The sequence below is a fragment of the Paenibacillus sp. 01T442 genome, assembly GCF_056398345.1.
This window is the reverse complement of record NZ_JBFTPF010000056.1, coordinates 16,901-38,857: the sequence shown is the minus strand read 5'-3', so window position 1 is coordinate 38,857 and position 21,957 is coordinate 16,901. Positions and strand designations below refer to the sequence as shown.

At 45.8% G+C, this 21,957-nt stretch carries 21 protein-coding genes; 7 read left to right on the top strand and 14 right to left on the bottom strand.

Annotated elements, in window-relative coordinates:
* Both AC1DLM_RS27345 and AC1DLM_RS27340 read right to left on the bottom strand, forming a co-directional pair.
* On the bottom strand, positions 1-2,566 hold a 2,566-nt coding region (locus tag AC1DLM_RS27345; protein ID WP_477571726.1), incomplete at its 3' end, for an S-layer homology domain-containing protein.
* Positions 2,567-2,777: 211 nt separating this feature from the next.
* Positions 2,778-3,632: an AraC family transcriptional regulator gene (locus tag AC1DLM_RS27340; protein WP_441987062.1), complete on the bottom strand. Its 855-nt coding sequence runs from the start codon at positions 3,630-3,632 to the stop codon at positions 2,778-2,780.
* A gap of 141 nt (positions 3,633-3,773) precedes the next feature.
* Between AC1DLM_RS27340 and AC1DLM_RS27335 the strand changes: the two genes are divergently transcribed.
* The gene (locus tag AC1DLM_RS27335; RefSeq protein ID WP_441987063.1) at positions 3,774-4,640 is read left to right on the top strand and encodes a phytanoyl-CoA dioxygenase family protein; all 867 of its coding nucleotides are present in this window, start codon (positions 3,774-3,776) and stop codon (positions 4,638-4,640) included.
* A gap of 450 nt (positions 4,641-5,090) precedes the next feature.
* Here AC1DLM_RS27335 and AC1DLM_RS27330 read toward each other — a convergent pair whose 3' ends face one another.
* Positions 5,091-7,073, bottom strand: a complete 1,983-nt coding sequence (locus tag AC1DLM_RS27330; protein WP_477571725.1) for a glycoside hydrolase family 127 protein — start codon at positions 7,071-7,073, stop codon at positions 5,091-5,093.
* Positions 7,074-7,217: 144 nt separating this feature from the next.
* Between AC1DLM_RS27330 and AC1DLM_RS27325 the strand changes: the two genes are divergently transcribed.
* Positions 7,218-8,087 carry an AraC family transcriptional regulator gene (locus tag AC1DLM_RS27325; protein WP_441987065.1) on the top strand — a complete coding sequence of 290 codons (870 nt, stop codon included), beginning with the start codon at positions 7,218-7,220 and terminating at the stop codon, positions 8,085-8,087.
* Here the strand turns inward: AC1DLM_RS27325 and AC1DLM_RS27320 are convergent.
* Positions 8,041-8,406: an S-layer homology domain-containing protein gene (locus AC1DLM_RS27320; RefSeq protein WP_441987066.1), complete on the bottom strand. Its 366-nt coding sequence runs from the start codon at positions 8,404-8,406 to the stop codon at positions 8,041-8,043. The genes AC1DLM_RS27325 and AC1DLM_RS27320 overlap by 47 nt on opposite strands.
* A 204-nt stretch (positions 8,407-8,610) precedes the next feature.
* Complete coding sequence (locus AC1DLM_RS27315; protein WP_477571724.1) at positions 8,611-9,501, bottom strand: SMP-30/gluconolactonase/LRE family protein; 891 nt, start codon at positions 9,499-9,501, stop codon at positions 8,611-8,613.
* A 166-nt stretch (positions 9,502-9,667) separates the two neighbouring features.
* On the opposite strand from AC1DLM_RS27315, the gene AC1DLM_RS27310 reads away from it, so the two are divergent.
* Positions 9,668-10,744, top strand: coding sequence for a YncE family protein (locus AC1DLM_RS27310; protein ID WP_477571723.1), 1,077 nt, complete (start codon positions 9,668-9,670; stop codon positions 10,742-10,744).
* Between the two features lie 64 nt (positions 10,745-10,808).
* On the opposite strand, the gene AC1DLM_RS27305 is transcribed toward AC1DLM_RS27310, so the two are convergent.
* Genes AC1DLM_RS27305 through AC1DLM_RS27285 form a run of 5 tightly spaced genes read right to left on the bottom strand, consistent with a single transcriptional unit; the run spans position 10,809 to position 11,903 of the window.
* On the bottom strand, positions 10,809-10,940 hold the full coding sequence (locus AC1DLM_RS27305; protein ID WP_441987069.1) for a hypothetical protein: 132 nt from the start codon (positions 10,938-10,940) through the stop codon (positions 10,809-10,811).
* A gap of 37 nt (positions 10,941-10,977) precedes the next feature.
* Entirely contained in the window at positions 10,978-11,220 is a 243-nt protein-coding gene (locus tag AC1DLM_RS27300) for a Rieske 2Fe-2S domain-containing protein (protein ID WP_441987070.1), read from the bottom strand.
* Positions 11,132-11,464 (bottom strand): Rieske (2Fe-2S) protein, encoded by a 333-nt coding sequence (locus AC1DLM_RS27295; protein WP_441987071.1) that lies wholly within the window; start codon positions 11,462-11,464, stop codon positions 11,132-11,134. Before AC1DLM_RS27295 ends, AC1DLM_RS27300 begins: the two co-directional genes overlap by 89 nt.
* Positions 11,443-11,751 (bottom strand): amidohydrolase family protein, encoded by a 309-nt coding sequence (locus AC1DLM_RS27290; RefSeq protein ID WP_441987072.1) that lies wholly within the window; start codon positions 11,749-11,751, stop codon positions 11,443-11,445. The genes AC1DLM_RS27295 and AC1DLM_RS27290 overlap by 22 nt, the downstream gene beginning before the upstream one ends.
* 11 nt (positions 11,752-11,762) lie before the next feature.
* A complete protein-coding gene (locus tag AC1DLM_RS27285; RefSeq protein WP_477571722.1) occupies positions 11,763-11,903 on the bottom strand; it encodes a hypothetical protein in 141 nt (46 codons plus the stop codon).
* A gap of 175 nt (positions 11,904-12,078) precedes the next feature.
* On the opposite strand from AC1DLM_RS27285, the gene AC1DLM_RS27280 reads away from it, so the two are divergent.
* Positions 12,079-12,555 carry a CBO0543 family protein gene (locus tag AC1DLM_RS27280; protein ID WP_441987074.1) on the top strand — a complete coding sequence of 159 codons (477 nt, stop codon included), beginning with the start codon at positions 12,079-12,081 and terminating at the stop codon, positions 12,553-12,555.
* A gap of 690 nt (positions 12,556-13,245) precedes the next feature.
* Here the strand turns inward: AC1DLM_RS27280 and AC1DLM_RS27275 are convergent.
* On the bottom strand, positions 13,246-14,400 hold the full coding sequence (locus tag AC1DLM_RS27275; RefSeq protein ID WP_477571721.1) for a glycoside hydrolase family 88 protein: 1,155 nt from the start codon (positions 14,398-14,400) through the stop codon (positions 13,246-13,248).
* A gap of 22 nt (positions 14,401-14,422) precedes the next feature.
* Positions 14,423-16,930 (bottom strand): glycoside hydrolase family 2 TIM barrel-domain containing protein, encoded by a 2,508-nt coding sequence (locus AC1DLM_RS27270; RefSeq protein WP_477571720.1) that lies wholly within the window; start codon positions 16,928-16,930, stop codon positions 14,423-14,425.
* A gap of 117 nt (positions 16,931-17,047) precedes the next feature.
* Here AC1DLM_RS27270 and AC1DLM_RS27265 point away from each other — a divergent pair, with 117 nt between their 5' ends.
* Entirely contained in the window at positions 17,048-17,938 is an 891-nt protein-coding gene (locus AC1DLM_RS27265; protein WP_477571719.1) for a helix-turn-helix domain-containing protein, read from the top strand.
* Positions 17,939-18,190: 252 nt separating this feature from the next.
* The gene (locus tag AC1DLM_RS27260; RefSeq protein ID WP_477571718.1) at positions 18,191-18,649 is read left to right on the top strand and encodes a hypothetical protein; all 459 of its coding nucleotides are present in this window, start codon (positions 18,191-18,193) and stop codon (positions 18,647-18,649) included.
* Between the two features lie 241 nt (positions 18,650-18,890).
* On the opposite strand, the gene AC1DLM_RS27255 is transcribed toward AC1DLM_RS27260, so the two are convergent.
* Both AC1DLM_RS27255 and AC1DLM_RS27250 read right to left on the bottom strand, forming a co-directional pair.
* A complete protein-coding gene (locus tag AC1DLM_RS27255; RefSeq protein ID WP_477571717.1) occupies positions 18,891-20,726 on the bottom strand; it encodes an LTA synthase family protein in 1,836 nt (611 codons plus the stop codon).
* Between the two features lie 25 nt (positions 20,727-20,751).
* The gene (locus tag AC1DLM_RS27250) at positions 20,752-21,207 is read right to left on the bottom strand and encodes a CBS domain-containing protein (RefSeq protein ID WP_171629389.1); all 456 of its coding nucleotides are present in this window, start codon (positions 21,205-21,207) and stop codon (positions 20,752-20,754) included.
* Between the two features lie 207 nt (positions 21,208-21,414).
* On the opposite strand from AC1DLM_RS27250, the gene AC1DLM_RS27245 reads away from it, so the two are divergent.
* On the top strand, positions 21,415-21,834 hold the full coding sequence (locus AC1DLM_RS27245) for a MarR family winged helix-turn-helix transcriptional regulator (protein ID WP_477571716.1): 420 nt from the start codon (positions 21,415-21,417) through the stop codon (positions 21,832-21,834).
* The last annotated feature ends 123 nt before the right edge of the window (positions 21,835-21,957 follow it).

The following is a 21,957-nucleotide window of genomic DNA, read 5'->3' as shown; positions in this document are numbered from 1 at the left end:
TCGTAAGTGAGCCTTGCAGCGTATCCTTAACCTTATCGACAGCATAAATGCCATTAGCAAATGGTGTCAGTGTATACACCAAGTTATTGGCTTCTCGACCTTTCAGGAGCTGCGTCGTACCAATCGCTGTCGACATTAAGGATGCTGATCCTGCAGCAACCGCAGCCTCATCCCCTTTATACAACTGAGCTGTAACTTGGTACGTACCTTCATTGTTATCGCCAACCTTGGCAATAAAGAAGAAATCGCGATCCCGATAATAACCGAAATCAGTTGACACTTTACCTGAATCATAACCTTCTACCGTGCCATCTACACCTCTTACGATAAAAGAAGTTTTAGTTGCGTCCAAGAAGGCAGTTGTACTTCCTCTGAGTACATAAACTGCATCTGTAACCGTACCAGACGTTTTGGCAAAAGATAATTTCATCGAATAGCCTCGGTAATCGCGATCAAAATCTTCATTATACTGATCTTTGAACTTCAAACGGAACGCATTCTCCGTTCTTCCATTCACCATTTCGAGCGAAGGAAGCATCTTAGGTTTCGGTACAACGGAAAAGTACACGGTTTTCGGAAAACGCTTGGCAACAATATTCGTGCTATTCACAGCCGTTTTCTCACTTGTGAGGAGCGCAGCTTTAATCGTTAACGGACCTTTATTTACGTCTGATAACGTTTTTAAATCGGAGACGCGAATTGTACCTCTATTTGCACCACTCTTCTCGATTCCGCCAATTAGTCTGCCAAGTGAATCCTTGGCGCCAACTGATATACTGCCGTTTGATAATCCAAATACACTTATCTTATCGGCATTTTCTACAATTTCATCTGTCGTAAGGATCGTTCCGCCTTGGTCTTTGACAACGATTGGCAAGTAGAAATCCTCGTCTCCCACGGCTACCGTATTCGGGAAGTTACCTATACTAATCTCATAAGGCGCTTTGGAAGCAGCCACTTTCATCACCTTGGAAACGGATTGGCCTGATCCAAGTCCCGTCAACGTAAGCGTGACATCCTGGATGCTGAAATTAGTAAAGCTAGTAGCAGCTTTGACCTTCAACTCGGGAATGCCATCTCCGGTTTCGTCAGCAATAAAGTCAAATCCTCTTGCAGGACTTGTTGCAGACATGTCGATTACACCTGTTGCTGTGGAGCTTGTTAATGTACTGTTTGTTAAAATATCCAAATCCGTAACGGGATAACCATATTGGTCATAAGCCTTGTAAGGAACCGAAACCAGATCACCAGCCTCGAATTTCGTCTTCCCGCTCACATAAACAACATCGCTCAGTTCAACTTTGCTTACCGACTGCAATTCACCAACCGTAAACGTCTTGTTGGCTGTCACGGAGTAATCCGGAGCCATGATGGTGACGATCACTTGCGAGTCTTGACGCAACTTGTTGCTGTAGACGGCATGGGTAACATCGAGCATGACTGACTGTGAATCACCCGCAGGTATGGCATCTCCATCTAGGCTTGAATTGATGGTAAATACGGCTGCACTCAGATCGGATACTTCCTTATACTGATTCACAGCTTTAAAAGTCAGTTTGACTTTGCCCTGAGCAATTTTATCCGACGGTGTCGTGAAGTCAATTTGCGTGATTTTCTCGTTGCCAACAGACACTTCTGCCGTTGCTTTATCCACCGTTAAACCGCCATCTTTGACAGCCTCAACTTTTACCGTATAAAGGCCTTCTGTCATTTTCGTATCCAACGTGATCGTCACTTCGTTCTTGTTGGTATTCCACTTCTGAGCACCTGTAACGACTGATCCTGTAATGGAGCCACGAAGAATGGAAACCGTCAACTTACTCGTGTCAGCGAGTGAGCCATTCAATTTGACCACGAGAGTTTTAGCGCCCGTAGCTCTAAAGTCAGCCACAGAAACTTTGGACACAACGGGACCTCCGGCTTGAATCAGCTGATAAGCAGCGTATGCGGCATTGACAAGCAGCTCGCGATTCACTGTTTTGGTGAAATCAGCCATATCCGCCAAGAGCCCCACTTTAATCACAGAAGCCACATTCCCTTTCGCCCAATCGGACACGATGCCCTTCACTTTGGCCGTTTCGGTTTCATCTGCCTCCAGCTTGAAAACACGTGCAAGTACAGAAGCTGCTTGTTCGATCGTGACTAGGCCGGCTGGATCAAAATGATCTTTCTCCACACCTTGCATATAGCCCGCTTTGGTTGCTGCACCGATATAACCTGCCGCCCAGCTTGTTTCTGCCAGATCTGTATATATGGCGCTGGAAGGAACATCTTCCTTTAGACCATTCAACAAAACGGAGATTTTGGCAAGCTGAGCCCGCGTCACCTCTTTATCGAGTTCAGCTGACCCTGCTTCGTCGGAACCATCGAAAATACCTTTGTCTTTGAGAGCTTTAAACTTGGATGCCGTGTCCATCGTTGTTGCCGCTGGTGTCGTTGCCGTTGTAGTAGAAGTAGTTGGTGTAGTGGCGTCTGCGTAAGCAAAATCGACGGAAGCAAACAGTGAGAACATCATGACGGATACCATGACTGCGGATAACTTCTTCTTCATAACGTTTGTTTTCATTTTTCCTCCATCATTCCTTAGTCGAATTCGAAAATCATTGCATATTGCTTCCAATCAACCCGCTTTGTCAAATGCAAGCGCTTACCAAATTGGYGGTCCCTCCCTCCATTTCTAAGACAAATTATAGTTTATGGAAGAAATCGTAACATACTAGTTATTTAAGCCGATATTGAACTAACTTATGGTACAGGAACCATATCACATATTAACTCTAATTTTTCCTCCTCCGGAACTCTGTTGGCGAAACACCATGAAATTGAGTGAATTGTTTGGTAAAATGATGGACCGATGAATACCCGAAGTCCTCCGCAATGGCCGTTATGGAACGGTTGCTTTCCCACAGAGCTGCTTCCACTTGCCTCATAATGGATTTGGTCCAGTATGCTTTGGGCGAGATGCCTGTCGCTTGCTTGAATAGCTCATGAAATTGCGTTTTGCGAAGGCCACATTGGCTCATCCATTCGTCATAACCTCGACTTGCGTTCGCTTCCTTGTCCATTCGCTCAATAATCGGAACGATACGGTAATCGATGAAGTGTGGCGTTGAAGCAATTTGTACAAGCGCTAGAAGGAATGCTTTAAGAAGATTGCTTACGATTAATTCAGAGTAGTGGTCACTTTTCATGGACTGGGTCACGGCATGTATGAATAATTGACCAAGCGACGCATCGTGCTGGATGGGCGTAACGACAGGTAGCATGGCCAACTCTGAACACGGAACAATGTGCGTTAGCAAGTCATGATTAAAGTCAGACTCATTCCAAACGAGATGTTGACTACTTCTCAATTGATAATTCCAGAGATCACAATACAAGTTGTAGGTGGCTAAAGGATGATCAGGATGAGCGTAAAAGGAGTGACCCACTTCAGGTGGAAAATAGATCAGATCACCTTTCTTTACCGGGTATGTTTTCCCCTTGGCGGACACTGTCCCTTTGCCTCCGGCAACGAAATGAAAGGCATAGCAGTATCCGATCCTGCCCATCTCAGCTTGGTTTCGTTCGACTGGAAATTGATAATAATGGCCCATTCTTACATAGGGACTCACAGAAGATAAAGTAGTCATAGTAACCCTCGCATTCGTTTAGTAAATTGATTATAGGAATGATCGGAAGAATTGATCAATTGACGAACAGTGAAGCAAATACAACGAGCACATGACATGTTATATTTTCTATATTACAACACTTGTTGGAGGGTGAGTAGGTTGATCAAGCAAAATATAAGCGGAAGTTTAACTAACGAGCAATCGCAGTTTTATGAGGAACAAGGCTATCTCATCATCCCCCAGTTATTGTCGGAGGAAGATTTAGCCTCTGCGCGTGAAGCGATGACTCAGAAGGTATCGATGATTGCGGACGAACTGTTCGCGGATGGACTTATTACGGATAAGCTTGAAGATCGGCCCTTTCCAAATCGCCTAGCTGAGCTATTTCAGGATCTATCCGCCGAAAACTTCTTGAAATACGGCAGAAGCTGGCGCGACCGTATCCCTGGGTACTTCACCTTGATGAGCAATCCGAAAATTTTGGACGCGGTAGAATCATTAATTGGTGGAGAGCTATTCGCTAATCCGGTATACAACGTGCGGCCGAAGGTCCCGAAAGTAGCCGCTGGCGCAGTTCCTTGGCATCAAGATAAATCGTATTGGCCGGATGCGAATGCAAATCCCGTTATTACCGTCTGGATCCCGCTTGTCGATGCGAATGAAGTCAATGGTTGCCTCCATATCAAGCCCCAAACACATCGTAAACGTGTGCTCAAGTGGCATCGTGAAACGCACACTGGAACAGGGTATACAGCGCTCAAAGATAGTCAGCTTGGCAAAACGGAAACCGTCGCCCTGCCWGTATCCGCAGGAAGCGCAATTCTGTTCAATGATCGTTGCCTCCATATGTCCACCCCTAACATGTCCGATACGGTTCGCTGGAGTGTTGATCTGCGCTATCAGCCTACAGATCAGGATCCTATGGTTCAACATGGCATCGGCTTCCTAGCCAGAAGCTACAAATATCCAACACGCGTGGCTACGCTGGATGATTGGCTTGACGGAAGGCCAGAGCACGAAGAATAAGTGCCGGATACGGACGGGACAACAATGGCGGCGTTAAAAGGTGGACATTTTTGACAGACTTTGTTGACGGACTTTGCTGGTGGGGGTTGGTAAGTTTGGAGGGTTTGGARAGGCTTGTGCGCTACTCAAATTGTTTAAATGGAAAATATGCAGCTATTTACGCGAATTTTGCTCGAAAATTCGATTTACATGGAAAACATGTCGCTAATTCTGCCACTTTTCTTCAGATCAGGTAAATTGGTTAAATTTAACTGTAGATTTTCCATTTATTCTGCGTTTGCTCGGAAAAACGAGAGTTTTAGCTGTAGGAAATCCATTTATTTTCCCCGGGAGAGCATAAAAATCGCCCAAGTCATATCCACCAGCACCAGATCCACGCGGTTCCCGTGCTAACGCAGTAAAAAGTCCTTCGGATTCATCTCCGAAGGACTTACAGTCATTCACAAAGGTTTACACGCCGCCCTTGCGTATCCAAACTGTCATCTCGCCTACCMCTCGATTGCCCCAGAGATAATACGGCACCGCCTTCAGTTTCACTCGCTCTGAAACCTCCTGCTGGGTAAATGGACGATACGGCGTATCCTCCGACCAAGAAGCGGACTCATTGGCATGACCTTCCGCTTCAATCACAACGGCTCCTCCTAACAAACCTGCATCGTAATTCACTTGCAGCTTCTGCATGGCATCAATCGATACGGTGGCTAGCGGTGTACCATTATCCACTTCTTCCAAACAATAAACGAGAGGTCCGCGTTCAATCGCAACTTTACCAGCATTAGCTCGGATCGCGGGATGAGCGATCGTCAACTGCGCCTTGACTGCAAGTTCCCAATCCACGATATCCCCTTGCACCCATTGCCGTTCAACACATGCATAGCCATCCACGGTTTCATAAGCTGTCCGTACTCCGTTGATTTTCATAACCGCTCCACCCTGGCTCCAAGACGGGATGCGCAGCGCAAGTGTAAACGGATCTTGCGGAGCCAACGTTAGCTCTATTCTCACATAACCTTCCCATGGAAGCTTTGACTGCTGGGTAAATGCAACTTCGCCAACAGCAAGCTCAAAGCGAGCCTCACTGCCGATAAACAAATGTGTGTAGACGGTATTTCGCACCGGTGAAGATGTGTAGATATAACTGTTCAACGAACTAAGCAGGCGTGCCACATTCGGAGGACAGCATGAGCAGCCAAACCACTTCTGCCGTTCTGCTTTGACATGATGGCGAGATGGATTTAACTCCGATGCTTTGGGCCAAACCTCCAGCGGATTCACATAGAAATAATGCTTGCCATCCTGTGACATGCTGCCAATAACATTGTTGTACAGCGCGCGCTCCATGACGTCCGCATACTCACTCTTCGCTTCTAGTTGCAGCATTCGCTGAGCAAAGAAAATAAGTCCAATTGAGGCACACGTTTCAGCGTAAACCGTATCGTTGGGCATATCATAATCGAAAGTGAATGCTTCACCGTGATGTGTTGAGCCGATACCCCCTGTGATGTACATCTGCTTCTTGGTTGTGTTATCCCATAAGCGGCGGCAGGCCGTGAGCAAGGACTCATCTCCGGTCAATCTGGCAAGATCGGCCATGGCTGTATACATATAAACCGCGCGCACCGAATGACCGATGGCCACTTGCTGCTCGCGAACCGGCTTATCTGCTTGATTGTACGCCATTTGCGCTACTGTCGGAATCGGTTGCTTCTTTTGCGTCCAGTAACTGTAACCATCTCTTGCTTTACATTCTTCAACTAGAAAGTTCGGTTCAGAACCGCGCTCATCAATGAAAAATTGTGCCAGCTTCACATAGCGTTCTTCCCCCGTTGCCTGAGCAAGTTTAACGAGTGCAAGCTCGATTTCTTGATGGCCGTCATAGCCTCTGATCTGACCAGGTTCACGACCGAAAATCGTATCAATATAGTCAGCAAATTTGCACATGACATCTAACAGTTTTCTTTTTCCCGTCGCATCATAATAAGCAACAGCGGCCTCCATCATGTGACCCGCACAATATAATTCATGCGCTTCATGCAAATTCGTCCATGCCTGACCTGGCTCTTTGATCGTAAAATACGTATTTATGTAACCGTTCTCATGCTGAGCTTTGGCAATCAAATCAATGACCTCGTCTGCCGTTTGTTCCAACTTAGGATCTGGCGTGTTTGCCAGCGAAAAGCCAACTGCTTCAAGCCACTTGGCAAGGTCGCTATCCTGAAAAATAAAACCGCCAAACACTCCTTCTTCGAGCCCTGCTGCAATACGGAAATTGCGAATAGCATGACTAGGCTCCGCATCCGCAATCGCATCATTCAAAGCATCCCATTGATACGGAATCACCGTGCCTCGTACAAGCTCCATAAACGGATTCCAGAATTCATCTTGTATGCGTATCTTCGTGATAGCAGCCTGCATGTGTGTGGAATTCACCATATGTAAACTCTCCTCTTGTCATCCAATTTTATATAACATTTGATTATCAACTACTTACAGTTTATCCTTATGAATAAAGAGTAACTATAAATAATCCCAACTTATTTTATATAAAATTTAACACTTCACAGGGGAGGCGAATCGATGAGCGAACTTAGCCATATCTGGATGGAACTACCACCGCTGCCMTATTACCTCATGATTGGCTTGTCCACCTACCGTCCAGGGGAAATGCATCCAAGTCGACGTCATCTGGGCATTTTTGATCTTCTCTGGGTGACCAAAGGGACCTTATATATCGGCGAAGATGACAAGGAATGGGAGGTTTCGGAGGGTCAAGCCTTATTACTGCTCCCAGATCGCTACCATTATCCCGTTAAAGGCTGTGACAGCGAGACCGTTTTCTATTGGATTCATTTCGACTTCCAAGGAGCCTGGCAGCAGACATCGGATCAGGATCTAGGAACTGCTTTCCCTCAACAAGTTAGGAAGTCTTGGGAAAATCCGTATCGGATCCGCATCCCGCAATATAGTGCTCCACCCGAGTTCGCGCTTGCCGAACGTCATCTCCGCAAACTCTTGACCGACTCGGTTCACCATCGTTCAGAGACATATTGGAGTGAGCAGCAGCTTTTCATGGAACTGCTACGTCTCCTTGATGCTGGACATTCCCGCAACGATGCGTCACCTGCCCTGATACTCGCCGACAAAGTCGAATCGTATTTGCGCCAACATTATCAATCAGATGTGACGAATAGCTCACTAGCCGCTGAATTTCATTTTCACCCCAACTATATCGTCAGATGTATGAAAGAAATCTATAATTGCACGCCAATGGCCTATCTACACGACTACCGAATTGAGCAGGCGAAGCTGCTGTTGATCAAAACCGAGTGGTCCATCGCGCGAATCGCTGAACATATTGGCTTTCTTAATGCGCCATACTTCTCGAATTGCTTCAAGGCCGCTATTGGCATGTCACCACTTCGATTTCGCAAGCAATACTCGGCATGAAAAAAGGCTGACCGCTAGTAGAAACCTCTACTACACAGATCAGCCTTTTAGTTACCCTATTGTAGGACCGCAGCCCCAAAAGCTTCAAAGCTCTCACTAGAAGCGTTGTGAACTCGGCACGAGTAACACTGCGTTCAGGTTCAAAGGTTGTCGCACTCGTACCCTCAACGATCTGCTTAGCAGCTAGCTCCTTGATCACATAGGAAGCCCAATGGCTGGAAGGCACATCGGAGTATGTCTTGGATACTTCAAGCACAGCATATTTACTAAAGTGATTAATCTCAGCTTTGATGACATCTTTATCTAATTTGCCACCCACATACGTCAGTGTTCCATCTTTTTAATTTCTGTATCTAAGGTATTCGATAGACTTTGTGATAAATCTTGAAAGGATTCTAACGTTCGTTTCCTAACAGTCGTCGACTCGTACGTATAGAAAGAGGTCAGGAAGAACAACGTAGCCACAACAATAGAAAAAAGAGCTAAGCGTACATGCGCTTAACTCTTTTTGAGTTGACTAAACTTAACCCCCGTAAAAATTCGCCTGTGGGCCTTTCACATCTAGCTTTACTCGAAACAAAGCACCAGCAAGAGGCTGATTCACGCTTTCCTCATCGCTGACTCCTACACTAGCCGTCGTGATATACAATTCATCCATTTGCTCCCCGCCAAATGCGCAAGAGCTTGTTCTCTCCACAGGAACTGCAATCGAGCCTATTTTCTCCCCGGTCGCGGGGTTATACCGCCCTACCTGCCAGCCTCCCCATTGCGCAATCCATAACATGCCATCGTTATCTACAGCCATCCCATCTGGAAAACCTTCATCCTCTGCAATGATAACAACTGTGCGCGGATTGGAGATGCTCCCTGACTCACCATCATAGTCATAGGCTACGACTTTCTTCGTCGGAGAATCGATGTAATACATGATGGTATTATCCGGGCTCCAGCCTAGTCCATTGGATACCGTAATGCAGCCATCCTCGAGGGTACGAACGGTTCTGTCGATATCCAGACAATATAGTGAACCTGTTGCGACCGACTCACTTAGTGCCATCGTACCTGCCCAGAACCTGCCAKCTCGATCACATTTCCCATCATTAAACCGGTTATTTGGTAAATGACTCTCTGGATCAACAAGGGGTGTTAATGTCTCGGTTTCCAAATCTAACAGATGAAAACCTCGCTCCAAAGCTAGAACCATGCCACCTTGCTGTCTGGGCACGGCGGCTCCGACCTTTTGATCCAATGTAATTGTCCGGTTGCTTCCGTCTTTGGGTTTATACAGATGCAACGCTTGTCCATTAATATCCACCCAGATTAATTGCCCTGTCGTATGGTCCCAGACGGGACCTTCGCCAAGATTAGCTTTTATATCCCCGATGCGTTCAATTCCAGTAAACTTGTGTGCCATTACCATGCCTCCTTAGATAGTCGTTCGTAATCGTACTCATGCAATTTTGACGCTGAAACGGTTCAAAAGTTGTGCGCCGATACGCTAACTTCAGTCTACCAGTTCCCTACTAGCGTGGTCATGAATATGATTGAAGTACCACATGTCTTGAGGAAGGGGAGTCTTTATGATTATCCGTAAAGCTGTGCGCGTTACAAAGCCTAGAATCTCATTGACCAAACCACGCCTAATTGCAACTATTCCCGTCAGCAGTCCAGCTGTACAATTCGCTATCAATCCCTTAACGAGTCGGTTATATTTTATTCAAGGTGACAACCACCTTGGTGTTCTGGATACCAAAACCAACAAAATCATAACCACCATTCAAATTGGTAAAATGCCTTCCTACATGGCTGTCAATACGCGTACGAATCGTATTTATGTATCCAACTTTTACGATGGCACCGTTTCTGTTATCAACGGCCTTACGAACCGTGTTATTTCTACCATCAAGGTTGGTGAACGCAGCGATCATATCGCGGTCAATACACATACGAATCTGGTATACGTTTCAACGATCTCCTTAGGTTCGCGGAACGCCAATCTCGTCGTACTGAACGGAGCTACCAATAAAATACACAGCAAAATTCCATTCAAAGGACGCCCTTCACAAATACTAGTCAATGCTTTGACGAATCGAATTTACGTAACGAATACAACCACCGATACATTAGCCGTAGTCCGCGGAGATACCAGTAAGATCATTGCTACGCTGAAAGTCGGAAGAAATCCTGTCATCACACCAGTTCTTGATAGGAAAACAAATCAACTTTATATTGCTAATAATCTCAGTAGATACAGCTCTGTCGTCAACTTGCGTACCCTCCATGTCCGTAAGATTCAACTCGGAAGACGACAAAGAGAAATTACGCTCAACCCCCTAACGTGTCGAGTCTATATCTCGAGTGCACAAATTTCCGTGAAGGGACGGCTGTTTGTAGTAAATAACAGAACGAATAAGGTCATCGGTTCGTTAATTGTACCTGCTTTTTCGGATGTGCTGATTAATCCGCGAACAAACCACTTGTTCGTTTCAGAATCAACGGAAACAGGTGCAGTTCCACTCAACGTCTATCATGGCAGCAGCCTAAAGCCACTCGCAAAGCTCAAAGTTAGCGCTGGGTCTGGATCTTTGCTGCTTAATCCGCGCACGAATCGCATTTATGTTGGCGGAGAAAAGACAATAACTGTCATTCAGGACTAACGAAAACAACACCTCGTCAGGAAATATCCTGAGCGAGGTGTTGTTCGATTTTACCCACATTGTTCTATACAAGTCGTACACGTTCTTCACTTGTTTCACCTATCGCAACTGCCGTCCAGCCCATGGGAATGCGTTTTCCCTCCGGCACCTTACTGCCTCCTGCTTTAACTTGAGTTGCCCTCATGTAAGAAACCAAGCTCGAACCTCCTAAGCTCACTACATCTGCACGGATTTTAGATGAGCACGTAGATCTCGCTCCCCTCAACCTCTACCTCATAACCTCGCAATTGCACGCCGCCTTCGACCAAATGCTTGCAACCCTTCAAACCAAACTCCCAACCATGCCATGGACAACGCAAGATTTCCTTATCCCGGCCATATTCATATTCATAAAAATAAGGAGGGCAGCCGTGTCCCGCACACGACACCTTCACAGACAGGAGCAGCCACATGAGGACACATATTACGCCATGCATAGTAACTCCCATTTACAAGGAAGACACCGATTTCGATGCCTTTTACTAGACGAATATGATCTTTAATGTATTCGGATGGTAATCTTTTGAGCCAAGGCACTAAATCTCGAAGACCTTTGAAATTCTTATCCATTCGCCACATGAGATGCGGAAGCCAAGCTAACCCACCTTCAATGGCAACAAATTTAAGCTTAGGAAATTTTTCGAATACCCCTTCACACACTAAGCTATTGACATGAGACATGTAATTGATTGGTAAAATATTGTGCTAATCAAATACGATGTAGGATAGCCCGATGGCGTCGGAGCTCCTGCAATCCCTCTTCCCTCTGTACCTGGATGAACGGCGACAGGCAGTCCATTACGCTCAGCAGCTTCATATATCGGGTGAAAAAAGCGCTGACCGAACAGCATACGGGAGCCGCTGCACATGATAACCTGAATCATGTCCGGGTGCTTGGCCATACGATCAATTTCCTTCGCAGCCGCAATCGGATCAGCATGATTGATCAGGATGGATCCTTTATACACAGGACTTGCCTTCAACTATGCTGCGGATTACTGCCAGGGACTCMTCCACCATCAGGCACGGCGTCTTTGCGCATCACACCTACTGGAGAATGCCAGCCACCGCCATAGCCTGGTCCGGCGGAAAGCCAATAATCGTGCCAGACCTTGGGCAAATTATTAACTCCTCCACATTTGATCATGGATATAGCGATTACTTGACATAACAAAAATCCAGTTTTCCGCAACATATCTTCATGTACGTCAGCAGGTTTGATTCTTATAGGCGTTAACGAGAGTTTAAGTCCGAAATAGACGGGTCATACTTAAGAGTATCTACGATCATGAGGAGTGGGACGTATTTTCATTAATATCCTAATAGGCTTTGTTGTTCCCTGGTTATTCGGGATTGCCTGGTTTAAAAAAGCTCCAACCATAGCCATTCTCATATTTCCCGCTTCTGCCATCATCTCATCGCTTATTAATGCGATTGGCTATCACGTAGATTTTTGGGATTTCACACCAAAAATTGAAGATGATGAAACGATTTCTGCACTTCCTTTTGACATTGGACTCTATCCCTTTGCAGGCTGTGTAGGCATCTACTGGATTGATTTTAAGAAGAAGCACCCTCTGGTTGTCCTGATTTTACTTGCGATCATCTTAACTTGCCTTGAATCAATCGCGTATGTAGTTGGTAAAGTTGAGTATAAACATGGATGGACGATTGGATGGACTTTTGTCTCTTATCTCATCGCTGTTGCAGCTGTGTATGGATTCTATGCACTTGCGAGAAAGCACGGGGTAAGCTTTACTAGTACAAAGTAATGCTTTTTTATAAAACGAAAGATCCGCCCCAGCGTTAAGCTGAAAGGTAGATCTTTTGGGTCCTGTCGGAGACATCTTGGGTGTCCCCCTGTTAATGATTGATCTAATTCTTGGTTCTCATTGATCACAGGAATTCCAAGCTCCGCTAAGAAAACTACAATCAGCACTACCGCGGAATATCGCAAGTTGAGTGGAGTGGGTAGTGAAGTAGCTGTAGTGATGTTTTTCATCGTTACAGCGTGGAGAGGTGGGGGTTTCAGGCACTTTCGCGGCTGTAAGCGTGTTTTTCGTCGTTACAGCTTGGAGAGGTGGGTTACCTGGTCCCTTTTCGCGCCAATAGTGATGTTTTTCATCACTACAGCGTGGTGAAGTGGGTTACTTGGTCCCTTTCGCGCCAATAGTGATGTTTTTCATCGTTACAGCGTGGAGAAGTGGGTTACCTGGTCCCTTTTCGCGCCTGTAGTGATGTTTTTCATCACTACAGCATGCTGGGGCATGGGATTTCGGCCCATTTCATGCCTTTAGTGATATTTTTCATCACTAAAGCGTGCGGGGACCGATAATTCCGGCCCTTTTCGCGCCTTTAGTGATGTTTTTCATCACTAAAGCGTGCAGGGGGCATGAGACTTCGGCCCTTTTCGCAAAAAATGAGCTAAGCGCAACATGCCGCTTAGCTCATTTTTCACTTCCTTAAAATATCCGCTGCTTCCAACCGACCAGCTTAGCAAGCGCTTCGACGTAATAGTAATCGCCATAGATGAGCGATACGTTCACATTCGAATMAGCAGGTTTATTCCCTGTTCCCTCGAGTAGAATAGCTTGGTGTTCGGGCTTATCCCACGTACCGTAATTCACTGTAAGTGAAAGCAGCATCTCTTCTGCTGCACGGAGATACATCGCACCTTCGTTTGGCGGCAGGAAAGTCGCTAACTCAATCAACCCGGAAGCGGCACAGGAAGCGGCAGATGTATCTCTTGGCTCGTTATCCAGCGACGCATCCGCACGGAAATCCCAGTGTGCCACGTGATCTGCAGGCAGGCATGCCAAGAAGTAATTCGCCACACGCTGAGCTGCTTTTAAGTACTTTGTGTCTCCTGTGAAGCGATACACATTGGCCAATCCGTGCAAGGCCCACGCTGCGCCTCGGCTCCAAGCCGATTGCGGGCCGGCACCTTGACCACCAAGCGATTCAATCAGCTCGCCTGTCTTCGGATCAAAGCTCAAGATATGGTTCACGGAGCCATCTTCCCGGATGAACTTCTGAACAACCGTGTCGGCTTGTGCTCTTCCGATATGTTCAAAGCGCGGGTCCCCTGTCGTCTCGGCTGCCCAGAATAAAATGGACAGATTCATCGTGGAATCGACGATCGACCAACCTAACTTGTCTTGGTTCCACGCGCGAAGGAAGTTACCTGCGATGTTGAATCGGCCTGCCAGGAAATTGGCTGCTTGCAGTCCACGACGCAAACCATCTTTATCACCTGTCAGCTTATGTTTAATGACCGCTGTCGGCAAGTATTGGAAACCGACGTCATGATGAAAATTATTATCTTGAATACTTTTTTGCTCAAACTTACCATCCCACTCCCAGGCTGCTTCCTTGTAGTGCGCTTGTCCAGTCATCTCATGCATAATCCAAAGAATGCCCGGCCAGAAACCTGACGTCCACCAATCGATCCGCATATCATCATAGACGCCGTCTTCTTTGGCAACATGCGGAGATTTCTCCCCAATTTGCTCGATCATCCGATCAACCTTCACTTGCAGCTCTTTCCATACTTCCGGCAAAATATCTTCTAGCTTCTGTGCGTTATGCCATTTTGCTGCATTCATAAGTTCACTCATTTTATACGCCTCCTCAAAATGGTTACTTCACAACTTCTATGACTGCTGTTACCGTAGACATACCTTCACATGCAGCACTGACAACGGATGTGTATTTCCACTGAACATCTCTATTCCCTAAGGAAGCCAGTGATGATGCTGGGCCACCTGCACTTACGAAATCCGTAACCGTCATACCCGCAGGTAATCCACCAATCGGATTAACATAAATTCCTGCACGCCCACTAGCAAGCTGAACTTGTCTCGAACCACGAATCGTACCGAGATTATCGAGCAGCTTCCCATCCCCAGCTATCCCAAAACGGACAAACCTAGCTGCATCGGGACAAAAGATTCCATTTGCATCATACGCACCGACTTCTACGTAAACGCGTCCATCGTCTAAAGTTTCCGTCTTTACTTGAATCTCTGACGGTTCACCCCACGCATCCGATTGATACGTGAATTGCAGCTCGTCGCTTACAATCTCGCCGTTGCAGAAAGCTTCCGCGCGCAGATGATATTCACCCGCGGTCAACTCCGTTTCCCACCGAAGACCCGCGCATGGAAAATCTTGCGAATCGCGCTGCTTCACACCCAAACTCTCTCCATTTAGAAAAAGCTCAACTTGTTCGGCGTTCGAGTACACTTTGATCAGCTTTCGTTCGCCCTCCGCGCCCCAGCGAATCGGCATCGTATGACCATAAATACGAACTATCGGCTTGTCTGACCAGTAGGATTGGAACACATAGAAGGCTTCTTTCGGCGTGAGATCACGTTCGACGATACCCTTCATGTTCAAATACGGAATCGGTGAATCCGGCCGTACCGGTGTCGCAAAATCCTTGAAAGACCACTGCGCCGCACCCGTCAGCCAATCCATCTTCTCCTGCGATTTTAAGTACCAATCGATCATTTCGCAGAAATACGTTTCCGACCAATCGCCATCTCGTGATACGCGAGGTTCGCCCCCCGTTAATAAGTAATCCCCATCACGCTCATCCGTGACGCCATCTGTTTTTTTCATAAAAGCAAAGCCCGTGAACGGTTTCTCCACATGCCGAGTTGGCAAATTGTCCGCTCCCCACTCCATATGGAAGAAAGAATCCACATTCTCAAAAGCCGTCTGACAACTTGATTCATAGTCGGTATACACGCCACGATACCAGCCTGCCCAAATGGAAGGCGAATACACATCGATGATATCCTTGCAAAATTCACATCGACGGATCGCAGTTAATCGGCTTGGATCCAACTCATGCGACAGATCGTGCAGCTTTTTCATGAAAGTGCGAATCTCTTGCTGATCAAAATGATCGAAATCGCACTCCCAATCGTTCTCATTGCCTAATCCCCATAAAATCACGGAAGGGTGGTTGTAATGCTGTTCAATCATCGCCGTTAGCATATCGATACATTGTTGACGATACTCCGGACCACCTARTCCAMCGCGGCACCATGGAATTTCCTCCCAAACGAGAATGCCCAATTCATCACATAGATCCAGCACGATGCGAGACTGCTGATAATGTCCTAGGCGGATGAAATTCGCGCCCATGTCTTTAATAAGTTGCATTTCTTCACGCAGCATTTCCTCTGTCATCGCAGCCCCTACTGCTGCATGATCCTCATGCCGATGTGTACCGCGCAGCAAGAGACGCTCGCCGTTCAGCTTAAACGGACCTTGCTTCACAAATTCAAACGTTCGGAAGCCGAACCGTTCTTGACTTGTCGTTTCGCCATCCGCACAGACGAGGGCAACGGAGCAGTCGAATAAATAAGGATCTGTGACGGACCATAGATGTGGATTCTCCACCTCAAAGGTCGCGATCTCCTTCTCATCCTGCCACGCCGGTAAAGAAATCTCCGTTTGGCCGACAATTGCTCCATCTCGCTGCTTCAGCACAATCGTGAGCTTGATATTCTCCGCGAGTTGGTCAGGATTGTACAACTTAGCTTGTACTTTTACTTTCCCGATTCCAGCTGTTTGTGCAGACACATCTTCCACAACAGTCTCTACATGTACCTGAGCCAAAGAAATCTGCGGCACATAAACAAGATTCACATAGCGATATACACCGCCATACAGATTGAAATCACTCGCATCCGAAGGAATCGTCTCCAATTCTCGGCTGTTATCACAAGCAATCGCGACCGGCACACGCCCCGCATATCGCTCGATCTCCTTGGAGCGCGTCATCGCTTCAGAAATATCGACCGTGAACTCGTCGTATCCGCCCAGGTGGGAATCCACCTTTTCCGTATAAACATACACATCCGTACGTTGCCCTGCGCCTTCAAAATGCAGCAGCGTTCTCCCCTTCGGATAAGGGTTATGTACCTCCAATTTGTTGCGATACCAGCCTTGTCCTTGATAATATTTATGATCGGGATCCATCACATCGGTCCCGTTGTACGTGTGTGGAAGCGTGACCGATTCCCACGGGACATTATAATGATTTTGCAGCTTATCTGAACGCCACACCTCCCAAACACCGCCTAAGGAACCGCGATAATGCTCCCATTGCTCTGTTAAACGTTGTTTCAACATGTTACGTGTCTCCTCCTAGTTGCGCATTCACTTAACTCCATCGTATCAAAAAAAAGAACATAAAAGTTTATGCCTCTTATGATAAAATGTTGTTAGAATACGATGAGGTGATCTCTTATGAAGCTGATGAATTACATGAACTTAAACGTGCACCCGGTGCAATTGTCGTTTTTCAAAGATCGTACACACGCCTTCGAAGAAGTATTTCATGCTCATCAGGGAATGGAGCTACTTGTCGTGCATGAAGGCACTGGGATCGTCGTAATAGAACAACAAATTGTCGAGCTGAAACCCGGCTCTATTTTTTGCTTTAGACCCTTTCAATTACATCGCATTCGTATTCACAATCTGCCACAAGACAATTACATCCGCTCGCTTTTCGTCCTTGAGCCCGCTATCCTAGAGGCAGCGCTCTCTACTTTTCCAACGCTGCGCGAGTTCCTCATGAAGCTATGGAAGGATCCGCTTATGCCGCAGGCATTCCGGAGTGAAAGTCTTCGTGAGCTTGAAATCTTGCTGCGTTGCTATATGCCTCGACTGGATGCGGCCAAGGAACGAGGACCCGAACGACTGCTGGAAGAGCAGACACTCTTCCTTACGGCTTTCATACACCAGCTTCGTACGAATTCCGAGAAGCGATCCGATTCTGTGCCGCATCTTTCAGGTAGAAGCTCATCAACTGCCGAGCGAATGCTCGCTTGGATTGAAGCGCACTACATGGAGCCCTTCAAGCTTGAAGAACTCGCAGCGTCTGTTCACTTGACGCCTAATCATGTATCTGCTACCTTTCATCAATCCATCGGCAGCACCATTACCGAATATTTGACCGCACGTCGAATCCGACAAGCTTGTTGGCTTCTGCGAACAACAGATATGTCCGTGCAAGATATTGGTGAGGCTGTTGGATTGGGGAACTTTTCCTACTTCTGCCAACTGTTTAAGAAGCATGTGGGGTTCACGCCCTATAAATTCAAAGGAATGAGTGCCTACACGATTTTCATAGAGTGACCTAATAACGCTTTTATATCTAGTGACAATATGCTCCTTTTCCTCTATAGTAGATATTACTTATAGACGCGCGTGAAGCACACCGCTCCCTCCCTACTCGGGGAAGGCGCKGTGTTTTTTGTCGTAGCAGCTGAGGGGGAATGTTCTTGGAACTATACGAATCATGGTTGGAAAAACAGAGGAAAAATCTTACTGGCGAAGCTCTCCGTCGATTAAATGAAGGTCATGCTCACAATGAGAAGTTATTTGTACATGACCACCTATTTAATTAATTGGGAAGTCGATGACTTCAGCTCGCATGCCAAACATGTAACCCGTCGAAGCTTTGAGTATGAGCGCGAAAGACAAAACCAATTGATGCTAGACGGCTGGCAAATTTATCGTTTCCCTCTTGACGCGATCAAGGAGAAGCCTCGGCGCTGTCAGCAACTCATCCAGCAAGTGTTAGGAAAACTATACGGTGGTGGCGTGACCACGGAACTGAAACTCTCATTAAAGCAGAGGGAAATTCTTCGATTCGCTATACAAATACAGAGACCTTTCATGCCTCAGGAGATATGTGATCTGCTTGGGATCAAGGGACAGCACGCACGTAAATTACTTCACGAGTTAGTCCAATCCAAGCTGCTGCTTCCTGCATCAGGCTCTAGTCGCATTCGCACCTACCGTTTAGACAACATGGCCGTGCAGCGGCATCATATAACGTTATAGTATAACGCTAATCGGCTCCAACAGGCTCCCCAGCTACAATTAACGTTACGCGATAACGCTAAGAACTCCATAAGCTGACGTTTTCTCAGAATTTAATACTTTAACTTTATGTCATCACTTTATTCCAAGCAAGAACAGCAAAAAGCCCAAGATAAGTTGATGCCATCACCTTAACTTAATCCACAGGGCCGCCATTCGCACGCATGAAAAAAGCCTTGCGAGATTCGCAAGGCGGTTTAGGTTAATCAGGCTCCACACGATCGGGGAGTTGGGATACATAACTATCGGATAATTGCAAAAGCTTTAACGCATGATTAAATTCATCTTCGGTTGCTGATTGATGGTCGTTGGCATTGCCGGCAAGCGTATAATAATTGCCATCCTCGAAACCTTTGCCCGACATGAAAAGTTCTTCCTTATTTACAAATGAGCCAGTTGGCAAGTAATAACGTTGTGGCAATAAATTATAGGCCGTCTGGTTAAGTAAATCTTGACCAAAGTGTATATAGTTTGTCAATGACACGCCTAGAAGATTGGCAACCGTAGGTAGAATGTCAATTTGACCACCGAGCTGACTTTGCACTTTCGGTGTGGTCACGCCTTCCGATGCAATGATAAGAGGAATATTAATGAGTTCCTTTTCGCTATATTCATGACCTAGTATTTCCGTCATCAAATGTTTGTCATCCGCTTTTAGAGAAAATAAGGGAAGCCCGCGGTGATCACCGTAGATCACGACGACACTGTTCTCCCAAATCCCCCGTTTCTTCAAATCCTCGATAAACAATCCAAGTGCATAGTCTGCATAGTTCTCTGCGCGAATGTAGTCACCAACGAAGGTGCCTTCGTACCGCTCAGGCAAGGTCATTTTATATTTTTCTTCCGGTATGGTAAAAGGGTTATGAGAGCTCATGGAGATTATATGCGCGTAAAAAGGTGTGCCTTGATTTTGATACGATGCTAATTCTTCCGCTGTTTTCCTGTACAATACTTCATCCGACGAGCCATAGAAGAAAGCATCCTCATCTTTAAAAAACTGCTTGTCATAATAGCGATCATAGCCGATGGCTTGATATAAATCATCCCGATTCCAGAAACCAACTTCATTTGTATGGAAATTCATCGTTGTGTAGCCTTGCTTCTGAAGAAGCTTCGGAAGACTGGGTAAATCTTTCTTCCCGTAGACTTGTGTAGCCGCGCCATCTGGTGGTACGTAATACGACGTGTTCACGATAAATTCGGCATCCGATGTATTCCCTTGACCAATTTGCTGATAAAATTTTGGGAAATAGTAGCTGGATTCAGCCAACCGGTTCAGGTTGGGGGTAATTTCAGTCCCATCAATGTTCAAACCGATGAGGAAGTTCTGGAAGGACTCCATTTGAATGATGATCAAATTCTTACCACTCGCTGCGCCATGTAACGTTGGTTCCACGACAGCAACTTTATTTTTCAAATCGTCGATCGCAGACTGTGTAATTTGATCTGGGCTAATGATCTCTTCTTTCTTCTGTGAAAGCAGATTATACATTTCATAGTTTAATATGCCCATTTTGGACGCCTTCACATTCTCATTGAATGAACTGCGGTTAGGAATCACACTAAGTGCACAAAGTAATAAGGAGAAGCAAGCGACACTAGCCACGATTTTCAAGCTAAGAGGCTTCCATTCTCTCGTTTTCGGCTTGAAAAATGCAAAGAAAGCAACAATCACGATATCCAAGAAGAACAGCAAATACTGGGGCTCAATCACAGAGAATATACTCTTTTTGACCGCACCGACTTGCTTGGCTTGGGTTAAAACGTGATACGTAGCGATAACTCCGAAATGCTTATAATAAATAACAAGTGCAAAAAACAAAATGGTTATTATGAGGTCAATTGCGAGATACCAAGCGAGTTTATGCTTTTTGACAACATATTCAACCACACAATACGTAATTAAGATCGCCGGTATTTCTGTCAAAAGAATCCTTGCCGATGGTCCTGTTTCAAATAAAATCATCCAAGCTACATAAATTTTAATCACAATAAATAATGGAAATAAAAATAATCTATGCCTGAGCCGCTCCAACATACAGATAGCTCCTTTCATTTACATCTCATAAAATGGACTGGAAGGAATGCCGAATCACATCTCCYCTGCTAATAATGCCTACCAACACGCCTCTTCTCAGAACGGGTAGCTTTTTTATTCGTTTTTTCCCCAAAATCGCTGCGATTTGCTCAATATCTTCTTCTGCATCTACAGCAATCACCTTCTTCTGTGCTATTTTCATCACATTCAAAGGAAGCAAGTTGCGCACTCGATCTTGAAATTCATCATTATCGCCTTTGATCACAGCCGTGTAGAGATACGAACCAAATATATAATCATCATGCTTGCCGATATATCGCATAATATCCCCATCACTGATGTAAGCAACAACTTCATTCCGATCATTGACAACAGGAAGTCCACTAATTCGGTGCATGAGAAACTTCTCAATAACCGCGCGAACTGTATCCCCTTCTTTTACTTTATACACCTGACTTACCATGATTTCCTTAGCTTTCAAATTGTGTCCTCTCCCGTCTATAGTTGCCTTCTATTCAAACAAGAAGTATGATGACACTATATACTTGCATTATACAACTATGTCGGATGAAGTCAATCCTTAAGAGACAGTCTATCACCCCTACTTTGGAAGATATTCAAATAATGCGGTGTATGTTACGATACAACCATAAAAGATTGCAAACACCTAACAAAGAGGTCTATGATAATGACAAAAAATCCCATTGAAACCATTGAAGTTGAATTAGGCATATTCATTCGCCGCTTTATCGCTGCAACTACAAATAAAAAAGTAGGCAATTTGGATCGTGCGGCTTATCTATTGCTCCATCAGATTTCGACACATGGATCTGCCGGCGTGAAAGCTTTGGCAGAGGAATTCCAACTCGACATGTCGACAATCAGCAGACAAACAGCTTCTCTGGAGCAAAAAGGCTACCTCTATCGCATCCCGGACCCGCAAGATGGCCGCGCCTACTCCATGCAACTCACGGATAGCGGCATAGCGGAATTGGCATTGAACAAGCAAGCTCGCTTAGAGTATTTAACGAAACATCTCCATGATTGGACTGAAGAAGATCAACAAAGGTTCGGTGAGCTGCTGAATAAGTTCAATGATACGTTTTAAAATCTTTGCCTTGATAGGAAAAATTATCTAATCACAGAGCTACTATCCTCTTACGAGGAACAAACAGGTTGGTTTCCATCTTTAACGATAAAAAAACTTCCAGTTAACTAAACTGGAAGTTTT